The 20,483-nt window shown below is 71.1% G+C and carries 23 protein-coding genes and 1 pseudogene; 12 read left to right on the forward strand and 12 right to left on the reverse strand.

The window, feature by feature from the left end; genetic code table 11:
* Window positions 1-32 precede the first annotated feature (32 nt).
* Together ACN263_RS15640 and ACN263_RS15645 are read right to left on the reverse strand one after the other, a co-directional pair.
* Complete coding sequence (locus tag ACN263_RS15640; protein ID WP_422740547.1) at window positions 33-602, reverse strand: GNAT family N-acetyltransferase; 570 nt, start codon at window positions 600-602, stop codon at window positions 33-35.
* Window positions 603-663: 61 nt separating this feature from the next.
* The gene (locus tag ACN263_RS15645; protein WP_422740549.1) at window positions 664-1,881 is read right to left on the reverse strand and encodes a hypothetical protein; all 1,218 of its coding nucleotides are present in this window, start codon (window positions 1,879-1,881) and stop codon (window positions 664-666) included.
* Window positions 1,882-2,039: 158 nt separating this feature from the next.
* Here ACN263_RS15645 and ACN263_RS15650 point away from each other — a divergent pair, with 158 nt between their 5' ends.
* Entirely contained in the window at window positions 2,040-3,587 is a 1,548-nt protein-coding gene (locus tag ACN263_RS15650) for an NAD(P)/FAD-dependent oxidoreductase (protein ID WP_422740550.1), read from the forward strand.
* 71 nt (window positions 3,588-3,658) lie between these two features.
* Here the strand turns inward: ACN263_RS15650 and ACN263_RS15655 are convergent, their stop codons facing one another.
* Entirely contained in the window at window positions 3,659-4,207 is a 549-nt protein-coding gene (locus ACN263_RS15655) for an HAD domain-containing protein (protein ID WP_422740551.1), read from the reverse strand.
* Between the two features lie 135 nt (window positions 4,208-4,342).
* Here ACN263_RS15655 and ACN263_RS15660 point away from each other — a divergent pair, with 135 nt between their 5' ends.
* The 3 genes from ACN263_RS15660 to ACN263_RS15670 all read left to right on the forward strand — a co-directional run bounded on the left by ACN263_RS15660 (window position 4,343) and on the right by ACN263_RS15670 (window position 5,720).
* Entirely contained in the window at window positions 4,343-4,756 is a 414-nt protein-coding gene (locus ACN263_RS15660; protein ID WP_422740552.1) for a hypothetical protein, read from the forward strand.
* A 62-nt stretch (window positions 4,757-4,818) separates the two neighbouring features.
* Window positions 4,819-5,460: a hypothetical protein gene (locus ACN263_RS15665; protein ID WP_422740553.1), complete on the forward strand. Its 642-nt coding sequence runs from the start codon at window positions 4,819-4,821 to the stop codon at window positions 5,458-5,460.
* Window positions 5,457-5,720 carry an effector-associated constant component EACC1 gene (locus tag ACN263_RS15670; protein ID WP_422740554.1) on the forward strand — a complete coding sequence of 88 codons (264 nt, stop codon included), beginning with the start codon at window positions 5,457-5,459 and terminating at the stop codon, window positions 5,718-5,720. The genes ACN263_RS15665 and ACN263_RS15670 overlap by 4 nt, the downstream gene beginning before the upstream one ends.
* A 41-nt stretch (window positions 5,721-5,761) precedes the next feature.
* On the opposite strand, the gene ACN263_RS15675 is transcribed toward ACN263_RS15670, so the two are convergent.
* The gene (locus ACN263_RS15675) at window positions 5,762-6,526 is read right to left on the reverse strand and encodes a group II truncated hemoglobin (protein WP_422740555.1); all 765 of its coding nucleotides are present in this window, start codon (window positions 6,524-6,526) and stop codon (window positions 5,762-5,764) included.
* A 71-nt stretch (window positions 6,527-6,597) separates the two neighbouring features.
* Here ACN263_RS15675 and ACN263_RS15680 point away from each other — a divergent pair, with 71 nt between their 5' ends.
* The 3 genes from ACN263_RS15680 (at window position 6,598) to ACN263_RS15690 (ending at window position 8,293) form a co-directional block, all read left to right on the forward strand.
* Entirely contained in the window at window positions 6,598-6,927 is a 330-nt protein-coding gene (locus ACN263_RS15680; RefSeq protein WP_422740556.1) for a winged helix-turn-helix transcriptional regulator, read from the forward strand.
* 41 nt (window positions 6,928-6,968) lie between these two features.
* On the forward strand, window positions 6,969-7,922 hold the full coding sequence (locus tag ACN263_RS15685; protein WP_422740557.1) for a hypothetical protein: 954 nt from the start codon (window positions 6,969-6,971) through the stop codon (window positions 7,920-7,922).
* A gap of 83 nt (window positions 7,923-8,005) precedes the next feature.
* Entirely contained in the window at window positions 8,006-8,293 is a 288-nt protein-coding gene (locus tag ACN263_RS15690; protein ID WP_422740558.1) for a hypothetical protein, read from the forward strand.
* Window positions 8,294-8,318: 25 nt separating this feature from the next.
* Here ACN263_RS15690 and ACN263_RS15695 read toward each other — a convergent pair whose 3' ends face one another.
* From ACN263_RS15695 to ACN263_RS15710, 4 genes are read right to left on the reverse strand one after another with little or no spacing between them, the layout of a single operon-like run.
* Window positions 8,319-9,575, reverse strand: coding sequence for a cellulose binding domain-containing protein (locus ACN263_RS15695; protein ID WP_422740559.1), 1,257 nt, complete (start codon window positions 9,573-9,575; stop codon window positions 8,319-8,321).
* Between the two features lie 34 nt (window positions 9,576-9,609).
* Window positions 9,610-11,061 carry a cellulose binding domain-containing protein gene (locus ACN263_RS15700; protein WP_422740560.1) on the reverse strand — a complete coding sequence of 484 codons (1,452 nt, stop codon included), beginning with the start codon at window positions 11,059-11,061 and terminating at the stop codon, window positions 9,610-9,612.
* Window positions 11,058-12,080, reverse strand: coding sequence for a pectinesterase family protein (locus tag ACN263_RS15705; protein ID WP_422735036.1), 1,023 nt, complete (start codon window positions 12,078-12,080; stop codon window positions 11,058-11,060). Before ACN263_RS15705 ends, ACN263_RS15700 begins: the two co-directional genes overlap by 4 nt.
* 32 nt (window positions 12,081-12,112) lie before the next feature.
* Window positions 12,113-13,405 (reverse strand): MFS transporter, encoded by a 1,293-nt coding sequence (locus ACN263_RS15710; protein ID WP_422735037.1) that lies wholly within the window; start codon window positions 13,403-13,405, stop codon window positions 12,113-12,115.
* A 123-nt stretch (window positions 13,406-13,528) separates the two neighbouring features.
* On the opposite strand from ACN263_RS15710, the pseudogene ACN263_RS15715 reads away from it, so the two are divergent.
* Window positions 13,529-14,392: pseudogene (locus ACN263_RS15715) on the forward strand (LysR family transcriptional regulator); the annotation flags it as partial.
* 75 nt (window positions 14,393-14,467) lie between these two features.
* Here ACN263_RS15715 and ACN263_RS15720 read toward each other — a convergent pair.
* On the reverse strand, window positions 14,468-14,662 hold the full coding sequence (locus tag ACN263_RS15720) for a DUF5980 family protein (RefSeq protein WP_422735038.1): 195 nt from the start codon (window positions 14,660-14,662) through the stop codon (window positions 14,468-14,470).
* 103 nt (window positions 14,663-14,765) lie between these two features.
* Here ACN263_RS15720 and ACN263_RS15725 point away from each other — a divergent pair, with 103 nt between their 5' ends.
* The 3 genes from ACN263_RS15725 (at window position 14,766) to ACN263_RS15735 (ending at window position 17,904) form a co-directional block, all read left to right on the forward strand.
* Window positions 14,766-15,710: a PaaX family transcriptional regulator C-terminal domain-containing protein gene (locus tag ACN263_RS15725; RefSeq protein ID WP_422735039.1), complete on the forward strand. Its 945-nt coding sequence runs from the start codon at window positions 14,766-14,768 to the stop codon at window positions 15,708-15,710.
* Window positions 15,711-15,927: 217 nt separating this feature from the next.
* Window positions 15,928-17,175, forward strand: a complete 1,248-nt coding sequence (locus ACN263_RS15730; protein ID WP_422735040.1) for a cellulose binding domain-containing protein — start codon at window positions 15,928-15,930, stop codon at window positions 17,173-17,175.
* Between the two features lie 75 nt (window positions 17,176-17,250).
* Window positions 17,251-17,904, forward strand: coding sequence for a GNAT family N-acetyltransferase (locus ACN263_RS15735; protein WP_422740720.1), 654 nt, complete (start codon window positions 17,251-17,253; stop codon window positions 17,902-17,904).
* 125 nt (window positions 17,905-18,029) lie between these two features.
* Here ACN263_RS15735 and ACN263_RS15740 read toward each other — a convergent pair whose 3' ends face one another.
* Window positions 18,030-18,512 (reverse strand): hypothetical protein, encoded by a 483-nt coding sequence (locus tag ACN263_RS15740; protein ID WP_422735041.1) that lies wholly within the window; start codon window positions 18,510-18,512, stop codon window positions 18,030-18,032.
* A gap of 268 nt (window positions 18,513-18,780) precedes the next feature.
* Between ACN263_RS15740 and ACN263_RS15745 the strand changes: the two genes are divergently transcribed.
* On the forward strand, window positions 18,781-19,155 hold the full coding sequence (locus ACN263_RS15745) for a VOC family protein (RefSeq protein ID WP_422735042.1): 375 nt from the start codon (window positions 18,781-18,783) through the stop codon (window positions 19,153-19,155).
* Window positions 19,156-19,216: 61 nt separating this feature from the next.
* Here the strand turns inward: ACN263_RS15745 and ACN263_RS15750 are convergent, their stop codons facing one another.
* The gene (locus tag ACN263_RS15750) at window positions 19,217-19,507 is read right to left on the reverse strand and encodes a DUF1905 domain-containing protein (RefSeq protein ID WP_422740721.1); all 291 of its coding nucleotides are present in this window, start codon (window positions 19,505-19,507) and stop codon (window positions 19,217-19,219) included.
* Entirely contained in the window at window positions 19,507-20,322 is an 816-nt protein-coding gene (locus ACN263_RS15755) for a hypothetical protein (RefSeq protein WP_422735043.1), read from the reverse strand. The genes ACN263_RS15750 and ACN263_RS15755 overlap by 1 nt, the downstream gene beginning before the upstream one ends.
* Window positions 20,323-20,483: the final 161 nt, after the last annotated feature.

Raw genomic sequence — 20,483 nt, forward strand, 5'->3', positions numbered from 1 at the left:
TGCCGCCCGGGTACGACAGAAATCCGTCGTCGTCAGTGGACGGTGGGTGGCGGTACGGCGGCCGCCCGCCACTCGTCGGCCAGCACCGACCAGATCTCCAGGTCGATGCGGCCGTGCGGGCCCGGGTAGACCTGGCGCAGGGTGCCGTCGTGACGCAGGCCGAGCCGGCGGGCCAGGGCGATGCTGCGGACGTTGGCGGCGTTGGTGCGCCACTCGACGCGCTGGATGCCACGCTCGTGCACCGCCCAGTCGACGATCCGCCGCACCGCGGGGGCGACGATGCCCCGACCCTGCGCCGCCGGCTCCAGCCAGCAGCCGACCTCGCACAGGCCGAGCGTGACGTCGAACGACACGAACATCACCCCGCCGACCAGCGTGCCGCGCCACCACAGCCCCCAGATGCCGCCGGTGTCGGCCGCCCAGCGGTCGGCGTAGCGCTGCAACACGGCGCGGGCCGACGGCAGGTCGGTGGCGACGAAGGACGGCGACACCCAGGGCCGGATGTGCTCCCGCGCCCGGTCCAGGTGGGCGAGGAACTCCTCGGCCTGCCAGGGGTGCAACGCGCGCAGCTCGACGTCCTGGGTCAGCGGCAGGGCGAACACCGGGCCTCCATTCGGGCGCGCTCGGGTATCGCACCATCCTGCCTGGCCGACGCCCGGCCCATCAAATGATCATGTGGGTCCAGTAGCTGAGCCAGAGCATGAACAGCGCGCCCTGCACGAGGGCGAGCGCCGCCGTGAGCCACACGTCGACACCCGCCCGGCGGGCCCAGCGAGCCAGCACCAGGGCCACCGGGAACGCGGCCAGCAGGTAGCGCAGCAGGCTCTTGTAGACGGCGGGGCCCAGCGACAGCGGCACCAGCACCATGAGCACGCCGTAGACCAGGTAGGGCACCTCCCGGCGGCGGAATCCGGCGACCAGGACGGCCAGCACGACCAGGGCGAACAGCACCCGGGCGGCGTCGCGCGGCTCGCCGGTGAGCGCATCCAGCACCACCGGAACGGGGTTCTGCGCCTCGATCCCCCAGCCGGCCTTCTGCGCGTGCTGGTAGGCGAACCAGTCGCCGCCCCGCCACCGGCAGAACGCCATGAAGGTGAACCATCCGGCGGGCAGCAGCAGCAACGGCCAGCCGGTCCGCAGGTAGCCCAGCAGGGCACGCGGACCGAGCCGCCAGTCGTGCTGGCGCAGCAGCACCAGCGCCAACGGCAGGGCGACGAGCAGTCCGAGCGACCGGCTCATCGCCAGGAAGTAGCCGACCACGCCGACCAGCAGCCACCGGCGGCGCTCGGCGTAGTAGAAGGCGGCCAGCGCGAGGCAGACGAACAGCGACTCGGTCAGCGCGGCCTGGAACAGGAAGGCCGTCGGCAGGAGCACGAGGTAGCGGGTGAACCGCCGGGCCGCGTCGGCCTCACCGAGCAGCACCTCGGCCAGCCGGTAGCCGTACCCGAGGGCGCCCAGGAACGCGACGTTGCTGATCACCAGCAGGGCGAGGGCGTTGTCGCCGCCGAGCAGCGCGCCGACCGGTCGGGCGAGAAAGGGGTAGAGCAGCGGGAAGCCGAAGTCCCCCCACGGTCGCCCGGTCAGCGGCAGTTCGCTCAGCCGCAGGTAGAGCAGCGCGTCCCAGGCGAACCAGAAGGAGATCCACCGGTGCTCGGAAATCTCCCGCTGCTGCGCCCACATCAGCGCCTCGTCCGGCGGCGGCGCGCCGGGTATGCCGTCCCAGGCGTGCAGGACCAGCAGGCCGAGCAGGGTCAGCAGCAGCTTCGCGCCGAGAAAGAGCCCGATCAGGTACGGCCAGGGCGCCGGCACCCGGTGGACCAGTCGCGCGCCCGCCCCGGCCAGCGCCGCCGCACGCCGCCGGCCGTCTCGCCACCGGTGCATCCGCCCCGCTCCCCCGGTCCGCCGAACCGCCCGCCGCCCTCCCCGTTGTACGCCCCGGCGGCGCTCGCCGGAGGAGAAACCCACCAGGACCGGGAGGTGACATCCCGGGCATAAGGGGTACGCGGGCCGCCTCGACCGGCAACAGGGAGTACGGCGGCATGAGCGAGCAACACGGCACGGTGGTCATCGGCGCGGGGCCGGCGGGGCTCACTGCGGCGTACGAACTGCTCCGCCACGGCCGGCCGGTCCGGGTCTTCGAGGCCGACGAGGTGGTCGGCGGGATCAGCCGAACCGTGGAGCGCGACGGCTGGCGCTTCGACATCGGCGGGCACCGGTTCTTCACCAAGGTCCCCCGGGTGGAGGCGTTCTGGCACGAGATCCTGCCCGACGAGGACTTCCTGACCCGACCCCGGATGAGCCGGATCTTCTACCGGGGCGCCCTGTTCAACTATCCGCTGAGCGCGACGAACGCGCTGCGCAACCTGGGTCTGCCGGAGGCGGTACGCTGCCTCGGCTCGTACGCCCGGGCGCGGCTGCGCCCACCGCGCGACCAGTCGCACTTCGAGGGCTGGGTGTCGGCCCGGTTCGGTTGGCGGCTGTACTCGATCTTCTTCAAGACGTACACCGAGAAGGTCTGGGGTATGCCGGCGGACCGGCTGCGGGCCGACTGGGCCGCGCAGCGGATCAAGAACCTGTCGCTGGCCACGGCGATCCGCAACGCGCTGCTGCCCCACCGCCGCCGCACCGACGTGACCAGCCTGATCGAGGAGTTCCAGTACCCGAAGTACGGTCCCGGGATGATGTGGGAGCGCTGCGCCGAGCAGGTACGCCAGCGCGGCGGCGAGGTGTCGACCGGTACCTGGGTGACCGCCGTGCACCGCGACCCGAAACGACGTCGGGCGATCAGCGTGACGCTCAACGGCGCGGGCGGGCAGCGTACCGAGCCGGCCGACGATGTGATCTCGTCGATGCCGATCTCGGAGCTGGTCGCCGCGCTGCGCCCGCCCGCGCCCCCGGAGGTGCTGGCCTGCGCCGCCGACCTGCGCTACCGGGACTTCCTGACCGTCGCCCTGGTGGTGCCGGCGGAGTTCTCGTTCCCCGACAACTGGATCTACGTGCACGATCCGGCGGTGCGGGTGGGCCGGATCCAGAACTTCGGCTCCTGGTCGCCGTACCTGGTCAAGGACGGGCGCACCTGCCTGGGCCTGGAGTACTTCGTGTTCGAGGACGACGAGATGTGGCGTACTCCGGATGCCGACCTGGTGGCCCTGGCCACCGCGGAGCTGGAGCGGCTCGGCCTGGTCCGCCCTGGGGTGGTCGAGGCCGGGCACGTCGTGCGGATGCCGAAGGCCTATCCGGTGTACGACGAGCGCTACCAGCACAACGTGGACGTGATCCGGGCGTGGCTGGCCGAGGCCGTGCCGAACGTGCACCCGGTGGGACGCAACGGCATGCACCGCTACAACAACCAGGACCACTCCATGCTCACCGCGATGCTGACCGTCGACAACATCGTCACCGGCAGCGCCCACGACATCTGGTCGGTCAACGTCGAGCAGGACTACCACGAACAGTCGACCGACGGCGACGTGCGGCGGGGCACCGGCCGTGACGCGCCGCTGCTGCCCAGCCGGATCATCACCGCTCCGGAGGGCGTCCGCGCGGCCGGCGACGGCGACCGGGCCGCGCAGGCGCCGCTGGTGTGACCGGACCGTGAACTCCGACGCTGCGGTTCGTCCCGCTGCCAGGGCCAGAGGCGCCGAGGTCGATCTGCCGGTCAGCGGTTCACGTCTGCGCCGTCCGACCGTACGCCATCCTGTGCGAGCCATCGGCGGATGGCTGAGAAATCCGCGTCGGTCAGGCCCCGGTACGGGTCAACGCGGTGCAGCAGCGCCGGCGCCGGATGATGAGTCTCGACCCATCGCCGGTCGGCATCGGTCGTCTCGTCGTCGATCCAGACGAACGGACGACCGGCCGCCCACTGTGTCAGGAACACCGTTTTCCAGTGCAGGCGGGGCGTCGGAGCCTCGTCGTCGTCCGGCCAGTCGACGACCGGCAGGTCCGGCAGTCCGAGCCGTGGCGAGACCACCTCGTTCGCCTCGGCCATCCACGTCGTCGCCCAGACCAGCTGGCACCTCAAGGCCAGCAGTCGACGACCGTCATCCGGGTCCAGCCGATCGACCAGCGGATTGCCGGTGCCCTCCTTCGGCTGCGCGGCAGCACTGTCCAGGGAGCGTCTCCGGCCGATCCGCCGGGCCTTGAACGGGATGAGCGGTCCGTCCACGTCGAGGAAGACCAAGGGGCGGTCGGCGAGGTCGGGCGGCACGCCCCGGACGGTACCCCGGGCTGACCGAGGGAAGGGGCACCAGCACGGGTCGAGACAACCTCCGCGTTCGACTCAGAACCACGTCCACGGGCGGATTGCCCGCCACACACGTCCGCGCATCCGTGCCCGCCGTGGGTGGAGGAAGGCTTCGATGTCCTCAAGTGCGTTGCCAGCGGTACCGGCGACATGTGGGAGCGCCCGGGCCCGGCGCAGAGCGGCGACCACGCGGCGTTCATCAAGTTGACGGTAGACCCTTGCGAGATGCCCCAGGCACGTCGCGGCGAGCGCACTGACCTGGCGATCGTCGTGTTCGAGCAACCGGAGGTGCAGTTCCTGCAGCTCTCGCCAATCCCCGTCGCCGTACAGGGCGGTGCCGACCATGGCGTTCAGCGCGGCCGGCAGATCGCCGCGGTCAAGCGCGGCGCGGACCTCATCCGGTGTCGACGGCGGCGGGTTGTGGAAGACATGATGCTCGTGGCGCACCGGCGCATCCTCCCGCATCGCGCGCTGCGGTGCGTGGCCCGCGTCGTTCCAGCAGTCGTCAGCTGACGACGATGTGGGGCGGAAGTTGCCAGTAGGGTGTCGGGACAGCCCGGCGGCCGGGAGGGTCCATGACGCCTACACAGGTCTCCATCCACACGGGAATGACCACGGGTCAGCGGATGGTCCGCAAGCTCTGCAAATGGCTCTTCTTCGGCCTACTCCTCGGCGTGCTGCCCATCGTGTGCCAGACCGGTGTCCTGTGGTTGCAGGGAAACACGTCCGAGGCGATCGACGTCTTCGGCGACGGCGAGTTGTTCTTCCTGGCCGTGGCCCTGTCCACGGCGGCCGTGGGCGATCTCGTGTTCGACCGCAGGATCGACGGGCACGCGGACATCGCCCACGGTCTCGCCATCGCCGCGGCGCTCATCATCATCACGCTCGCGGCGGTCGGTTACGGGGCGGCCAAGACCGTGGACGAGATGTCCGGTTCGGCCGTGGCGCTCGCCGCGTCACCGAGCGCCACGCCTCTGCCGAAGTCGGTCGGCGTCTCCGCTCCGGACGTGCCCGACTCGATCGGCGTCGCGCCGACGGTCCTCGGTGGCGCGCCGGCCACGATGGGCGCAGCGCCGGAGTCGCCGCGAGCACAATCGACAGCCGCCGCCCAGACGGCCGAGGACCGCCGCAACCGCATCACCCAGGTCTCCGTGTGGGTGCTGCTCTTCGCGATCGTGACCAGCGTGGCCAACGTGGTGCTCTCGGAGAGGTGGTGACCGTGTTCGAGGCGCTGCTGATCGCGGTCGGCGGGTTGACCGCTGTCGGTGCGGTCACCAACACCGTCTGGGCCGTGCTGCGGGGTCGTCGTGATCGACCGGCCACGAACACCGTCGAGGTGACGGTGGACGGCCGGACACTGCGGGTCGAGGGCGCCGACGAGGCCGACATCGCAGAGATCGTGCAGGCATTCGTGAAGCGCCAGGAGGAGCGCCGGGAGGCGGACGAGCGGGGCACCGGCGAGCGCGACAAGGCGTGATGCGGTGGCGGCACGGGCCGCGACGCGCCGGCGCGGCCGGGTCATCCGGGGTACGGCGGGGCCACTCCCCAGCCCCAGCGCGGTACCGGCGCCTGCCGAACCGGGTCCGCGTCGGGCTGCGAATTGCGGACCGCCAACCGGGTGCCCCACTCCAGATAGCTCGCGAGGGCGGCGCGGAACTCCGGATCATCGGGTAGGTCGACCTCGTCGGCGGCGTCCATCATCAGGTTGACCCACCGCCGACGCTGCGACTCGCTGATCGCCCTGCCCAGGTGCTTGCCGACCATGTGGCCGTAGCCGCCGTGCTCGGCGGTGTAGGTGGCTGGCCCGCCGAAGACCTCGGCGAGCCACACCGCCACATGCCGGGCGTGATCGGGGTCCATGTGCGCGAACATCGGCGCGAGGAGGTCGTCGGAGCGGACCAGGCGGTAGAAGGCGTCGCAGAGCCTGCTGAACGCGTCGCTGCCACCGGCCCAGTCGTACAGACTCGGCGGTGCGGCGCCACCGGAGCCCGCGACCGGCGTCGGGGCGTAGTGGCGCATCTCCTCAATGTCCTCGACGTACGGCCCGACCGCGGCGAAGAACTGCCCGAACACCGGTCCACCACGAAACCCGTTCAGGTGCTCGTCCACCGAGGTCCAGGTAATCCGCAGGAGGTGACAGGACGGCTCGTCCAGACAGCGGCTCAACTCGTAGTCCACACACTCCGGCGCGGCGCGCAGCGCGTCGGAAGCTCGTTCGTAGGCTGCCTCGAAGCCGTCCAGCCGCTCGGGTGGCACGCGGTATCTGATGTACTCGATGACCATAGGCACAGCCCAGCACCCGCAGCGACGACGATCAAGTACGCACTGTCTGGTGCGTACCCGGGGAGGCCACGATGCCCAAGCGCTACCACTGTCCGGTGGAGGTCGCCGTCGACGTGATCGGCGGCAAGTGGCGGCCGGTGATCCTGGCGCATCTCAAGGAGGGCGTGCACCGCTATGGCGAGCTGCGCCGCCGGATGCCCGGGGTCAGCGAGAAGATGCTGACCCAACGCCTGCGGGAGTTGGAGGCCGACGGTCTGATCCTGCGACACGACCACGAGACCACGCCGCCGCACGTCGAGTACCGGCTCACCGAGGAGGGACTCAGCCTGGCCCCGGTGTTGCAGGCCCTCTACGACTGGGGCGCCGCTCGGGCGGCCCGGACCGGCACGCCCGTCGACTGACGACTCGGACCTCCCTCGACCGGCGTGGCTACCATCCTCTGGTGATCGAGGAATTGATGAGACGCGCCGCCACCGAGGACGACGACGCGATCGAGGAGTTGAGCGCCATCGCGGACGCCGACCCTCGCCGGCTGACCCCGCACCTGGGTCTCCTGCTCGACCTCGACGTGCTGTACCCAGGGAAGTTGTACCGCGCGGCGGACGCCGACCTGGTCCGTCGGATCATCGAGCAGGTCGACAGCGGCCGAACGCCCGACCGGCTCAACCACCTGCTCATGGTCCTGGCGCACACTGCTCACCCGTCCGCCGAGAGCGCGTTGCGTCGCTGGACGGCGCAGCCTCCCGCGGGTTCGGACAAGCTGCATGTCGATGCGCTCAGCTACGCGCACGAGGGCGGCTGGGCGGTCGGTGCGGACGGTCGGCGACGGGACCTGTGCGGGGACACCGCGTACCGGTGGGTCATGCGGGCAAACGCGCCGGGCGTCGATCGGCCCGGCTGCCCCTGGTGCGCCTCGCCGCTGTGGGTCGCCGCGGACCTCGACACCACGGACGCCGACATCGCCGCGGCGCTGGCCCACACGGGGTGGTCCGGGCGATTGGTGATCGAGACCTGCCACTTCTGCGCCTGCTACACGACGCTGTACAGCCACGTCACGCCGGCCGGTGACGTCACCTGGTGGGCCGGCAACTCCCGCCCGAGCTACCTCCCGGACGCCACCCAACCGGAGGATCCCCCGACGCTGTCACCGGTCCTCGGGCCGGCCTTGACGAGCCCGTACCAGGTCAGCGCCTGGAACCAGGATGGATCGACACTGGGCGGCCGGCCCGAGTGGATCCAGGACGCCGAGCACGCCGACTGCCCCGGTTGCGGCGAACTGATGGACTACGTGGGTCTGATCGCCGGCGCCGACCTGGACGAGTACGGCGAGGGCGCGTTCTACCTGCACCTGCACCAGCCGTGCGGCTTCGCCGCAGTGAACTACCAGCAGAGTTGACCGCGTGAGAGGGTCGCGGCACGGCGATCGCCGTGAGTGGTTGACGTGCTGTCGACAGCAGACCCGAGCCGAAGGATTCACCCGTGGCACTTGACAGCGAGCAGCGTCGCGCAGAACGCAGGCGGCGCGTCGAAGGGCTGTTCGCCGGTGGGCAGGTTGACGCCGCGCTCGACCTCCTGCACCTCATGGACATGGCCTGGCATGACTGCTACGGTCCGCAGGAACTGGAGGTTCCACCTCCGGTGCTCGACGACGTCCTGCTGCTGGCAGACGGTGACCTGGCCGTCCTGATCACCGTTGCTCGCGAGGCGGTCATCGACTTCCGGGACGTCCGGATCGCTGCCGACGAAAGACGTACACAGAGCCGGTAGCTGCGCACTCCGTCAAGGGGCGGTGTCACCTCAGGTACGCGGCGAGCGGGATGTTCTGTGCCCGCAGGGCGGTGGCGACCAGGCCGGCGATCTGTCGGGCTCCGGCCGCCTCGAAGTGGGTGTGGTCGTTGCAGAAGAACGCGCCGACCGCGCCCGTCGAGTAGTCACCGTTGTTCGGGCACAACCTGAGCGTGTTGTAGAGCGCCACGCTCTTCGCGTGCAGGTCGATGACGGGTACGCCGTTGGCGGCGGCCGCTGCCGTCGTCTCGGTGACGAAACCGCGATTGCCGACGGCGGTGCCGCCGCTACAAGTGATGGCCGCGACCGGGGTGACGAAGATCGGCTTCACGCCCCTGGCCTTGGCGGCCGTCGCCATGACGCCGAGCAGTTCCTTGAAACGGTTGCCACCGACGTGTCGCGGGCAGGCCGAGTCGCCGTCGTTGATGCCGAACTGGATGATCAGGTAGTCACCGCCGGTGAAGCCGCTGCCGGCATCCAGCATCGCCGCCCACCGCGCGCTGTAGGCGGTCGAGCTGAGCACGCACTCGCCGGCCGAGTTCTTGGTGGTGGTCACGTTGCCCTCGTACAGCCACGTCTGGATGCTACGCCCGCCGACGGCGCTGTTCCGCACGGTGACGTTCGAGGTGAGGTAGGACGCGAACTGGCTGCCCCACCCGATCGGACAGGAACTGGCGTTCATCATCGTGGAGTCGCCGGCCATCCACACCGTGATCGGCGCGGGTGTCGGTGACGTGGACGGGCTGACCGGCGGCGTGCTCGGACCGGTGCAGGGTGTCGGCTCGGGCGACGGCGTCGATGTCGGCGACGGCGCGGTGGGTGACGGCGTGGGGGCGGTGGGGGTCGCCCCCGGTGGTCCGACACAGGTGGTGCCGTTGAACGTGAAGGACGAGGGCACCGGGTTGCTGCCGCTCCACGAGCCGGTGAAGCCGAAGCTGACCAACGCGCCAGTGCCGACGGCACCGTTGTAGCTCATGTTGGTGGCGGTGACCGCCGTACCGGTGACCGTGACGGTGGCGTTCCACGCCTGGGTCACGCCCTGTCCGGAGGCGAGGCGCCAACCGACGGTCCAACCGGTCACCGCGTCCCCGAAATTGGTGACGACGACATCCGCGCCGAACCCGCCGCTCCACTGGCTGGTGATCCGGTAGTCGACGCCGCACGCCGGGGCGGCGGCCTGCGCGGTGGCGACGCCGAGCCCGCCGGCCGCGACGGTCAGGACCGCCGCGGCCAGGGCCAGGAGTCGCGATCGGCGAACCTTCATCGGTTACTCCTGCCTCGATCGGGGACGCCCACCGTCAGGTGGCGGCGGCGCACGGGGAGCCGTTGAGGGCGAAACCGGTGGCTCCGGTGAGCGGGCTGTCGGTGATGATTCCGAAGCTCGCCGAGTCGGCGGCCGGGATCACCGCGTTCCAGGCGACGTTCGCCGCCGTGGCCGCGGCGCCGGACTGGGTGACGGTGGCATTCCAGGACTGCGTGATCCGCTGACTGCCCGGCAGGGACCAGGTCAGGGTCCACCCGTTGACGCCGACGGTGGAGGTGTTGTGGAGCGTCACGTCGAACTGGGCGCCCGTACCCCAGTCACCGGTCTTGCGGTAGGCGACCGCGCAGCCCGCACCCGCCGGAGGCGTCGGTGCAGCAGTGGTCGGCGCGGGGGTCGTCGGTGGCGGGGTGGTCGGGGGTGGGGTCGTGGGGGGCGGGGTGGTCGGGGGCGGGGTGGTGGTCAGGCGGGCGCTGAGGATCGGGGCGAGCCGGTCGGTGATGGCCTGGTGGCCCGCGTCGTTCGGGTGCACCGAGTCGCTGAGGCCGCCGGCCGGCAGCCAGCCGGTGGTGTCCACGTAGACGACGTTGGCGTCACCGGCGGCGTTACGGGCCCGCACCGCCGCCTCCGTCTCCGCCGCGTAGCGACCGATGAACGTCCGCAGGGCGAAGATCGTGGCGTTCGGGAACTTGGCCCGGATCCTGCTCAGGAAGGTGGTGTACGCCGCCTGGAAGGCCGTGGCGCTCACGCCGTGACTCTTGTCGTTGGTCCCCAGGTTGATCACGACGCCGTCGGCGGTGTAGCGGGAGAAGTCCCACGGGTCGGTGCCGGCCTGACCACCGGAGGACATCCAGTAGCGGGTCGACTGGGCCCAGCAGCCATCGGTCGTCTCGGCCAGACACATGCCGCCGATCGCGATCTGGGTGTGGTCGTACCCGAGCCGCTCACCGGCCTTGAAGGCGTAGTCCGTCACGGCGAGTTGACTGCTGGTGGCGCCTGCGGTGATCGAGTCACCGACGAACTCGACCAGCTTGGGGCGGACCGGTGGCCGGTACGTGCCCGCGCCGGAGTCGAGGACCAGCCCCTGGAAGACCGCGTCCCCGGTGTAGGAGCCGGCCACCTGCCGGTAACTGACGATCAACGTGTGGCTGCCGGCAGCGAGGGCGGTCGGCGTGAGGTTGATCGTGCCGGAGCCGGTGAAGGACGTGAACGCCCCGCCGTCGATGCTGGCCCACAACTGGATGGTGTTGCGCTGTCGGAGCTTCACCGTCCGACCGGTGAACCCGACCCGCAGGTACGCGCCGGCCCAGTAGGGCACGTAGGCCGAGGGATTCGTCCTGTTCCACCGGCCGACGAAGCTGATGTTCGAGTCCGTCGGTGTGCCGTCGCCGGCGGCGGCCTCGGCGCTGAGCACCGGTAGACCCGCGGCGAGCAAGCCGGCGGCGACCGCGATGCCGGCCGCGGTACGCAGCGAACGGATCCTCGTCATCGGATGGGGTTCCAGCCGTCGGTACCTGCCAGGTAGGCGGTGGGTGTGTACTGGGCGGCGGTGGAGGCGCTCATCTGGGGCCGGTTGGCGTTGACGCCGGCGCCCGCCCCGGTGCTGCCGTACTCGGCGAACCGGGCGTCCCGCCACGAGAAGCCGGACATGTCGGTCCAGGGGTCGGTGCGGATGTGCGCGCCCATCGTGACGCCCCGGTAGAGGACCTGACCCCGGGCGTTGACGTCGCCGCTGGGGTGCCAGGGCCGGCCCAGGTAGACGGTCCGGGCGGGGGCGTTGCTGGTCAGGGTGGTGCCCCAGAACAGGAAGCCGAACTTGTTGTTGATGTCGGTGGCTGCGGCGGTGAGGTAACCGTTGTTCGACGACGAGCCGCGGGTGAGCGAGTGGATGGTGCCGCTCTGGAAGACCATGGTGCCCCGGCCGAAGATGAAGTCGACGTCACCCTGCACGTAGGAGTTGCGGACGTAGAGACGCCGGACCGCGCTGACACTTGGCGCGTTGACCAGCAGGGTGTCCTGGTTGCCGAGGATGCGGACGTTGTCGAACTGCACCCGGTCGCCGGACGTGTTGACCGCGACGGCCTGTTCGGCGTCGAGGGTGTGGGCGGCCTCGTCGAAGTCGTTCGACATGGTCAGGTTCCTGATGGTGGTGTCGTTGGCGTTGACGAAGACCGAGGCGCTGCCGGATGTGCCGTACGTGCCGCCACCGGGCTTGGTCTGGCCGGAGGCGTGCCCTTCGACGATCACCACCTGGCTGGCGGAGCTGCCGGCGCCGACCAGGGTGAGGTAGGGCTTGTTGGCGGGAATGGTGACCACGCCCCGGTAGGTGCCGGGTTTGATGGAGATGGTGACCGGAACACCGTTGTTCGCCGCGACGCTGTCGATCGCCCCCTGCACGGTCAGGTAGGTGCCACTGCCGTCGGCGGCCACCGTGATGGTCGTGGCCGCCGACGCGGCAGTGGGCGGTGCGACCGCGGCGGCGAGCGCGCACACCGTCAGCACCGCCATCGAGCGCACCTGACGAGCCCTGCCGGATGTGGTCATGAGCGTTCTCCGATCCCGGGCCGCTGCCGAAGCTGATGTCGACCGGCAGACGACGACGTTACGTGAACGTTAACATCGACATTCGGGAATATAAAGCGTCGGCCGGGCAGCAGGAGCGGGGTGGCGAGCAGGAGCACGCCGGAGACCGTGATCGCCGTGAGCGGGCTGGTGAGGGTCGCGAGCACGCCCCAGATCACCACCAGCGCCGCCTGGACGAGCCGGCTGACGGCACTCCACGTGCTCAGGACGCGAGCGGTGTGGCTCAGCGGAATGCGACGCAGCCGCTCGGTCGCGGAGATCGGGTTGAAGACGCCCATGCAGGTGATGAGCAACCCCTCGACGACGATCACGGTGAGCAGCCCGGGGACGCCCGGCTGGACGAGGGCGAGACCGAGGGGGAAGACCGAACGCAGCCACCCCGAGAGGATCATGACCTGGTGCCGGCCGTGGCGGGCCACCAGGCGGGCGGAGAGGCGGGCGCCCACCAGGCCGCCGAGCGCCGGGACGCCGAAGGCGAGACCGTACTGCCACGCCGGGAGGTGGTACTGACCGAGCAGGAGGACCGCCAGCAGCGGCGCGGTGGCCATGATGAGGCCGCCGACCAGGACCGCGTTGAGGAACAGGCCCCGCAGGACGGCGTCACCGACGATGATCCGCCACCCGTACCGCAGGTCGGCGGGTCGCGGTCCGGGCGCCCGGTCGCGGGGTGACGCGACGTCGCCGCCGCGCACCCGCCGGACCGCGAGCGCCGACAGCAGGTAACTGAGGGCGTCGACGCCGACGGTGACGACCGGGCCGAGCAGTCCGACGAGCGCGCCACCGAGCGGCGGCCCGGCCGCCGTCGCCGCCCAGGCCGTGCCCTCGAACCGGCCGTTGGCGACCAGCAGGTCGTCGCCACGAAGGAGATGCTTGAGGTACGCGCCGGACGCCGCGGCGAACGCGATGCCCGCGGTCCCGCAGACCACCGAGACGACCAGCAACTGACCGTACGACAGCAGACCGAGGGCGTACGCGACCGGAACGCTCGCCATCGCCGCGGCCCGGATCAGGTCCATGGCGATCAGCACCGGACGCTTCGGTCGGTGCTCGACCCAGGGCCCGAGGGAGAACGCCAGCACCGCCGCGACCGCCGGACCGACCGCCTCCAGCAGCGAGACCGCGAACGGCGACGAGTCCAGTACGCGGACCGCGATCAGCCCGAACGCGCCGAAGGCGAGCCAGGTGCCGTACGTGCTCACGGCGTAGGCCGACCACAGCCAGCCGAAGTCGGGCCCCAACCGCGCGCGCATCTGACTCCCTCGGGACAACCGGTGTTCGGATCCGGGGCAGCAGATCGCAGCCTTCTACCTGGAAGCAAACAACCGGATTGGGCCGCGTCACAACCATCGGTTGTGCGGGTCCATAATCAGCCGGTGGATACCGAGGCGGTACGGTCGTTCGTGCGGGCAGCCGAGTTCGGGCAGTTGCAGCACGCGGCCGACGAGCTGGGGGTGACGCAGCAGGCCGTGTCGAAGCGGATCGCGGCCCTCGAACGCGCGCTCGACGTGCGGTTGTTCACGCGTACCCCTAGAGGGGTCGACCTGACGCCCGACGGCCAGGCGTTCCTGCCGCACGCCCGGAACATCGTCGCCGGGGTGGACCGCGCGGTCGCCGCGATCAGACCGGGCTCACGGGCCCTGCGGATCGACGTTCTCGGCCTGCGCTCGGCGCAGGCCGTGGTCCTGCACGACTACTGGCGCTCGCATCCGGAGGTCGACCTCGACGTCGTGACGCTGCGGGTCAGCGACCCGCACGAGGCGGTCGCCGCGGTGCGGGCGGGGGACGTGGACGCCTCGTTCCGGTCGGTCACCGACCCGGCGACGCTGCCGCGCGAGGTACGGATGGTGCACGCCTTCGACTCGGCGCTGGAGCTGCTCGTCGGCCCACGGCACCCGCTCGCGTCCGCGCGCACCCTGACGCCGGACCACCTGCGGGGGCACCGGATCTGGGTGCCGGGCATCGCCCCGCGCAGCGAGTGGGCGGACTTCTACCAGCAGCTCGCCACCGCCTTCGACCTGCGGATCGACGCCGCCGGCCCGCACTTCGGCGACGAGGTGCTGCTCGACATCCTCGCGGAGTCCGCCGACGTGGCCACCCTCGTCGGCGCGCGCGACCGGTACCTCTGGCCGACCGGCCATGACCTGCGCCGCATCCCGATCGCGCGCCCGACGCTGGCGTACCCACTCTCGCTCGTCCTGCGCCGCGCGAACCCGCACCCGGGCCTGCGCGCGGTGCTCGACCACTGTGCGGCCCTGACGCCGTTACCGGCGACGACCTGGCGTCCGAGCTGGGCCGGGGCTTCGAGACACGCCCTAGCAGGAGGTCCGGATGTCGAGGACGACCGGGACGCTCTGCGTGACGCTGCCGTCGGTGGCCCGAAGCTGCGGGACGTAGCGGCCGGACGCGACACCGCTGAGCCGGAACGCGGCCAGGACCTGGACGACGTGCCCGTCCCCGGAGCCGGGTAGGGCGGTCAGCGGGTGGTACACCTCGACGCCGGCCGGCATGCCGGTGTAGTCGACGGCGATCGACGTCGACCAGGTTCCGACGCCCGCGGTCCGCGCCTGTCAACCCGCTGGCGTACGCCGTCGGGTGCGGCAGTCTGGTGGGGTGGACGGTGACGACCTACGCGCACCCCGGGCCCAGGTCGGGTCCAGCCCGCAGCACCTGTTGGCGACCGTGCTCGGCGAGTATCTCGACTCGGCGGACGCCGATCTGCCGTCGGCGGCGGTCATCGCGATCCTGCGCGAGTTCGACGTCAGCGAGTCCAGCGCCCGCGCCGCCCTGTCCCGGCTGGTCAAGCGGGGTCTGATCGCCACGCGGGCGGACCGACGGCCGCCGGTCTACCACCTGACGCCCGGGGCGATCGCCCGACACCGGGCGCGGATGCGGCAGTTCCTGACCTTCGGCGCCCACCCCACCCCGTGGACCGGCGACTGGGTGCTGGCCACCTTCTCGATCCCGACTTCCGGGCAGGCGTCCCGGCACGCGGTGCGCCGGGCGTTGGGCGCGTTGCGCTTCGCGGGCCTGTACGACAGCGCGTGGATCCGCCCGGGCTCCGACACCGCCACCGTCAACGGCGTACTGGGTGAGCTGCTGCGCCACGTCGAGGGCGCCCGGTGGTCGGTGATGCACGTCCGGTTCGACGAGGAGTCCGGACCACACGGGCCGGCCGCCGCGTACGACCTGACCGCGCTCGCGTCCGCGTACTCGGCCTTCATCCAGCGGTACGCGCCCCTGCGGACGGCCGTGCGCAGGAACGAGGTGGGCCCGGCCCGGGCGCTGGTGGCCCGGACCTCGGCCATGGACTCCTGGCGCAGGTTCGCCGACATCGACCCGGATCTGCCCGATCATCTGCTGCCGGCGCCCTGGCCTCGACAGGAAGCCCGGGACACCTTCCTGGAGATCCATCGCGCGCTCGGCGTGCTCGCCCAGGAGCGGCTGGTCGAGGTCGCGACGCCGCACTGGCCGGACGCCGCCGCGTGGATCACCCACTTCGAGGCGGCGGACGACGTCCCGGCGGCCGGGTCGCCCGGCGGCCGGCAGGCCGGCTGACGGCGGCGGAACTCTCCAGACATTGACACTTTTCGTTGCGGCGGTGATAGTAACTGCACACCGCTCCCATCGGATCGCCTGTGGGGACCCCGCCGGGTGGTCGACGCGTACCCATCGACCTGGCCCGTGGCCAGCGCCGACCCACCGGTCGCCGCGCGAACGTACAGCCGCCACCGCCGCCGCGGGGAGCCCCACGTGACATCCGTTGGAGGGGTGCATGAGAAGAAGATCGAAGATCTACGCCGGGTTGGCGGCCGCCGTCGTCCCGATCGCCTCGATGATCATCACGCTCGGCGCGACACCTGCCAATGCCGCCATCGGCGGATCCGGCCCCTATCCCGCCGACTACGAGACCTCGGCCAGCCTGGCCAACCACACCATCTTCCGACCGCAGACGCTGCCGTCCGAGCGGCTGCCCATCTTCGTCTGGGGCAACGGCGGGTGCTCGGCCAACGGCCTCTCCCAGGGCAACTTCATGCGCGAGATCGCCTCACACGGCTTCCTCGCCATCGCCAACGGCGCGCCGAACGGTTCCGGCTCCACCAACTCCCAGATGCTCACCCAGTCCATCGACTGGGCCATCGCGGAGAACTCCCGGCAGGGCAGCAAGTACTTCAACAAGATCGACACGACGAAGGTCGCGGTCGCCGGCTTCTCCTGCGGCGGGCTCGAGGCGTACGCCGTCTCCAACGACCCGCGCGTCACCACCACGGGCATCTTCAGCAGCGGCCTGTTGAACGACGCCGACGACTACCAACTCCGCAGGCTCACCAAGCCGATCGCCTACTTCGTCGGCGGGCCCAGCGACATCGCCTACCCGAACGCCATGGACGACTGGGGCAAGCTGCCGTCCACACTGCCCGCCTTCATGGGCAACCTCAACGTCGGGCACGGTGGCACCTACGACCAGACCAACGGCGGTGAGTTCGGCCGTGTCGCGGTGCTCTACCTGAAGTGGCGACTCAAGGGCGACACCACCGCCGGCGCCAACTTCGTCGGACCCAACTGCGGCCTCTGCCGTACCCAGTGGACGGTTCAGCAGAAGAACCTGACGCTGGACCCCGGCACGCCGCCGACCACTCCCCCGCCCACCACTCCCCCGCCGACCACGCCACCGCCCACGACTCCCCCGCCCACCACCCCGCCACCGACCACGCCCCCACCCACGGGCGCGTCCTGCACCGCGACCTACGCCGTGCAGGACCAGTGGAACGGCGGATTCGTCGCCAACGTCACCGTCACCGCCGGAGGTACCGCCATCAGCGGCTGGCGGGTCACCCTCAACCTGCCCAGCGGCGCCTCGGTCACCTCGCTGTGGAACGGCGTCGCGACGGGCAGCAGCGGCACCGTCACCGTCGTCAACCAGAGCTACAATGGACGGCTGAACGCGGGCCAGAGCACCATTTTTGGCTTCCAGGGCACCGGAAACGGTGGCGGCGCCACCACCACCTGCACCGGAAGCTGACATCGGAGCACCCCGGCGGCCGGCGCGTCACGCGCCGGCCGCCGGCGCTTACTCCACCGAGCCGAGGAGACCACGATCGCCGGCAGCACCCTGGCCGACATCCTGCGCGCGGCCGCGATCGGGCACTTCCCGCCGGCGGACGGCGGGACCACCGTCGTACCGCAGCCGTGCCACCGCGACGCCGGCGTCATCGCGTTCACCGCGCACTCCGTGGTGTTCACCGACGAGGACCCCGAATGGGTACGTCGCACGCTGGCGGCACTCGACTGCGACGGTCTGGCGGCCACGATGAATCCGCGTTTCCTCGGCGCCCTGCTCGACCGCACCGGACGATCCACCGACACCATCGACCTGCTGACGGTCGCGAACCCTCTGCCCGGCCCGCCCCCGCTGCGGCTGACCGAGGTTCCGGACGCCGGGCACGCCCGCGCGGGCCGCGCGCGTCGGCGTCGTGACGACGTCCGGGTCTGGGCCGCCGACGGCGGGGTGGTCGTCCTGGGCCGAGGCGTGGCGGGGCGCTGGGAGACGGCCATCGAGGTCGACGAGGGATGCCGCCACCGGGGCCTGGGACGGGCGCTGGCGACGGCCGCCCGACACCTCGTACCCGATGGGCAACCGGTCTGGGCACAGCAGGCCGCCGGCAACGCCCGCAGCGTGCGCGCCTTCCAGGCCGCCGGGTTCCGTCCGGTCGGCGCGGAGGCGCTGCTCCTGCCGGCGGCCGAGGCGTAGCTCTCCGGCCGCCGCTCAGCAGCCCCGGAAGACGCGCCATCGGCCGTCGTCGGTGAAGTCCGCACGGGTGACCGGTACGGCCCGGGTCTCGGGCAGGTGCACCGGCCCAGGATTCGCTGGCTGCGTCAGGACGACCTCCACACCTGGAACCTCTGCTGGAGCCGCCACCCGCCGTCGGGCTGGCGCGCCTCGTTGCGCCAGCGGAACGCGTCGGCCTCGATCTCAGAGAAGGTCCACCGCAGGTCGCCGCCGTCGAGCACGATCTCGTCGCCGACGCGCGACGCCAGGAACGTGTGCGTCCGCCGCCGGGCCGGGCCCACCCACGTCGAGCGCCACACCCCGGCACCCGCCGACGGGTCGGGGAACCGCACGCTGACACCGTGTTCGACGCCCGGCAGGATCCAGACGTCGGTGGTCGCCCGCCCGCCGAGCGCGTAGCCGAAGTGCCACTCGCCCCGGCGCACCGTCGAGGACCCGTCCGGGTCGTACTCGGTGCAGTCCAGCGCCCAGGAGCCCGCGAACTGCCCGAACAGGCTGAGGTCGACACCGTCGGCGGGGCCGTCCGCGAGGAAGGCCGCGCCCACGACGCCGGAGATATCGATCGCCATGCCGGAGACGATAGCCAAGCGCCGAGTTCGCGTGCGGCACGTTGTGGTCACGCACGCGAGAGGACCTCGTGCTAGCCTCCTCATGCGCCCCAGATGGGCCTACCCCCGGAGGTTCTGGCTTCTTCAGCCGCCATGCCGAGATCGACGCGTACGCGTCTCCCGCATGGGTCCGGGGCGTTCCCGCCTTCGGGGTCAGTCACATCAGTGCGGCTGCTGGACGCCGTGTGCTTCCGGTCGGGTCTTCGGATCGACCGAAAGACGGGTACTCGTGACGGTCACGTTCAACCACACCATCATCGCCGCGACGGACAAGCACGCGTCGGCGGCCTTCTACCGGGACCTGTTCGGGCTCCCGGAGGCGCCCTCGTGGGGGCCGTTCGTCAATGTCCTGCTGGACGAGGGTGTGCTGCTCCAGTTCGCCGAGCCACCGGTGGACATCCAGATGCAGCACTACGCGTTCCTCGTTGACGACGAGCTCTTCGCGCGTGGCCTGGCGTACCTCCAGGAACGAGGCATCACGTACTGGGCCGACCCGCAGATGAAGCGGCAGGGTGAGACCAACACCGAGCACGGTGGCCGAGGGGTCTACTTCAAGGACCCGGCCGGACACGCGATCGAACTGATCACGCGCCCGTACCTCTAGCAGCTGCCCCTGGTCGGACGCTGTCGCTCAGCGTCCGACCAGGGCCGCTGGGTGAGCCGCGCTACCGCGGCCGGACGGCGAGGTGGATGTGCACGACGTCGTCGAGGGCGATGCCCTCCTTGTTGCGCACCGAGTCCCGCAGCGGAAGGACATAGCCCTCGTCCTTGGGGAACAGGGAGGTGCGCCACCGGCTGCGCCCAAGGCGGACCTCCACCGGGATCATGCCCCAGCCGTAGGTGACCGCCGACGCCACCTGGCGCACCAGGTCGACGCCGTCGGGTGGGATCGTCACGAAGTGGTACGGCGACGGCCCTCGCCACTCCCACACGGAACCCTCGAACTCGTACTCCATCACGGCATCAGACGGTAATGGGCCACGGTGGCATCGTCCGGAACCAGAGCGTCGGTGCCGCCGCTCGCCTCCGCCTCGAACGCACGGACGCGACGGATGACGCCGGACGGACCGTCGGCGGCGAGCAGGTCCCGCACCCCCGGCCAGTCGGTCAGGCCGTACGGGCTGACGATCCGGCTGGCACCGTTGCTGAGCACCGCGAAGCCGTTGAGCCCGTCGAGGGCGACGCTGCCGGTCACCGCCTCCCACGCCGCGCGCGGATCGTCCTTGGCGATCCAGTAGCCGCCGGGCTGGTTCCGGCGGGCGCGCAGGGCCGTAGCGCACAAGGCGCGGACGCGGTCGTACTCCTCGGTTGCGGGTGCGACGCCGGCCAGCGGCGCCGAGCATTCCCGCCTGGCGACCACCTCGCGCTCGTCGGTGAGCACCCGCACGTCGCCGCCGACCTGGTCGAGCATGAGGTACGAGTCCGCGAGCAGGAGATGGTCCAGCCGTCCCCGGTGGACGCGGACCATCAGGACGGTGGCCTGCGGACTGCTCGGGTCGACGATGTCGCAGGTGGTGCGGTGGGCGGAGGCTGTCGCGGCGATGGCGTCGGCGAGGATGGCCGCGAGGTCACGCCCGTCGGCGCGCGACAGGCCGCCGAGCAGCGCCCCACCGAGCCGGCGGGTGTACCAGGCGACCCCGTGCGCGCAGAGTCGCTCGGCGCCGGGGATGCCGGCGCCGTCCAGCAGGACGATCGCGTCGGGAACCGCACCGACGAAGTCCTCGTTCGGCCGGTCGGCCCTGCCGGCGCTGGTCGCCATGGTGACGTGCACCCGTCGACTCCTCTCGGCTCCGCGCAACGACGACGAGGCTCGGGTGGGGTCCGCGCCCAGGAAACCGCTTACCTCAGCTCTATTGACGTTCGTAACTGGGCGTCAGTACCGTGATGCGGGCAGCGAGAAAGCGCTTTCCGACCCTCACCGTCCGACAGGGA

The sequence above is a fragment of the Micromonospora sp. WMMD729 genome (assembly GCF_049315225.1).
Classification (GTDB): domain Bacteria; phylum Actinomycetota; class Actinomycetes; order Mycobacteriales; family Micromonosporaceae; genus Micromonospora.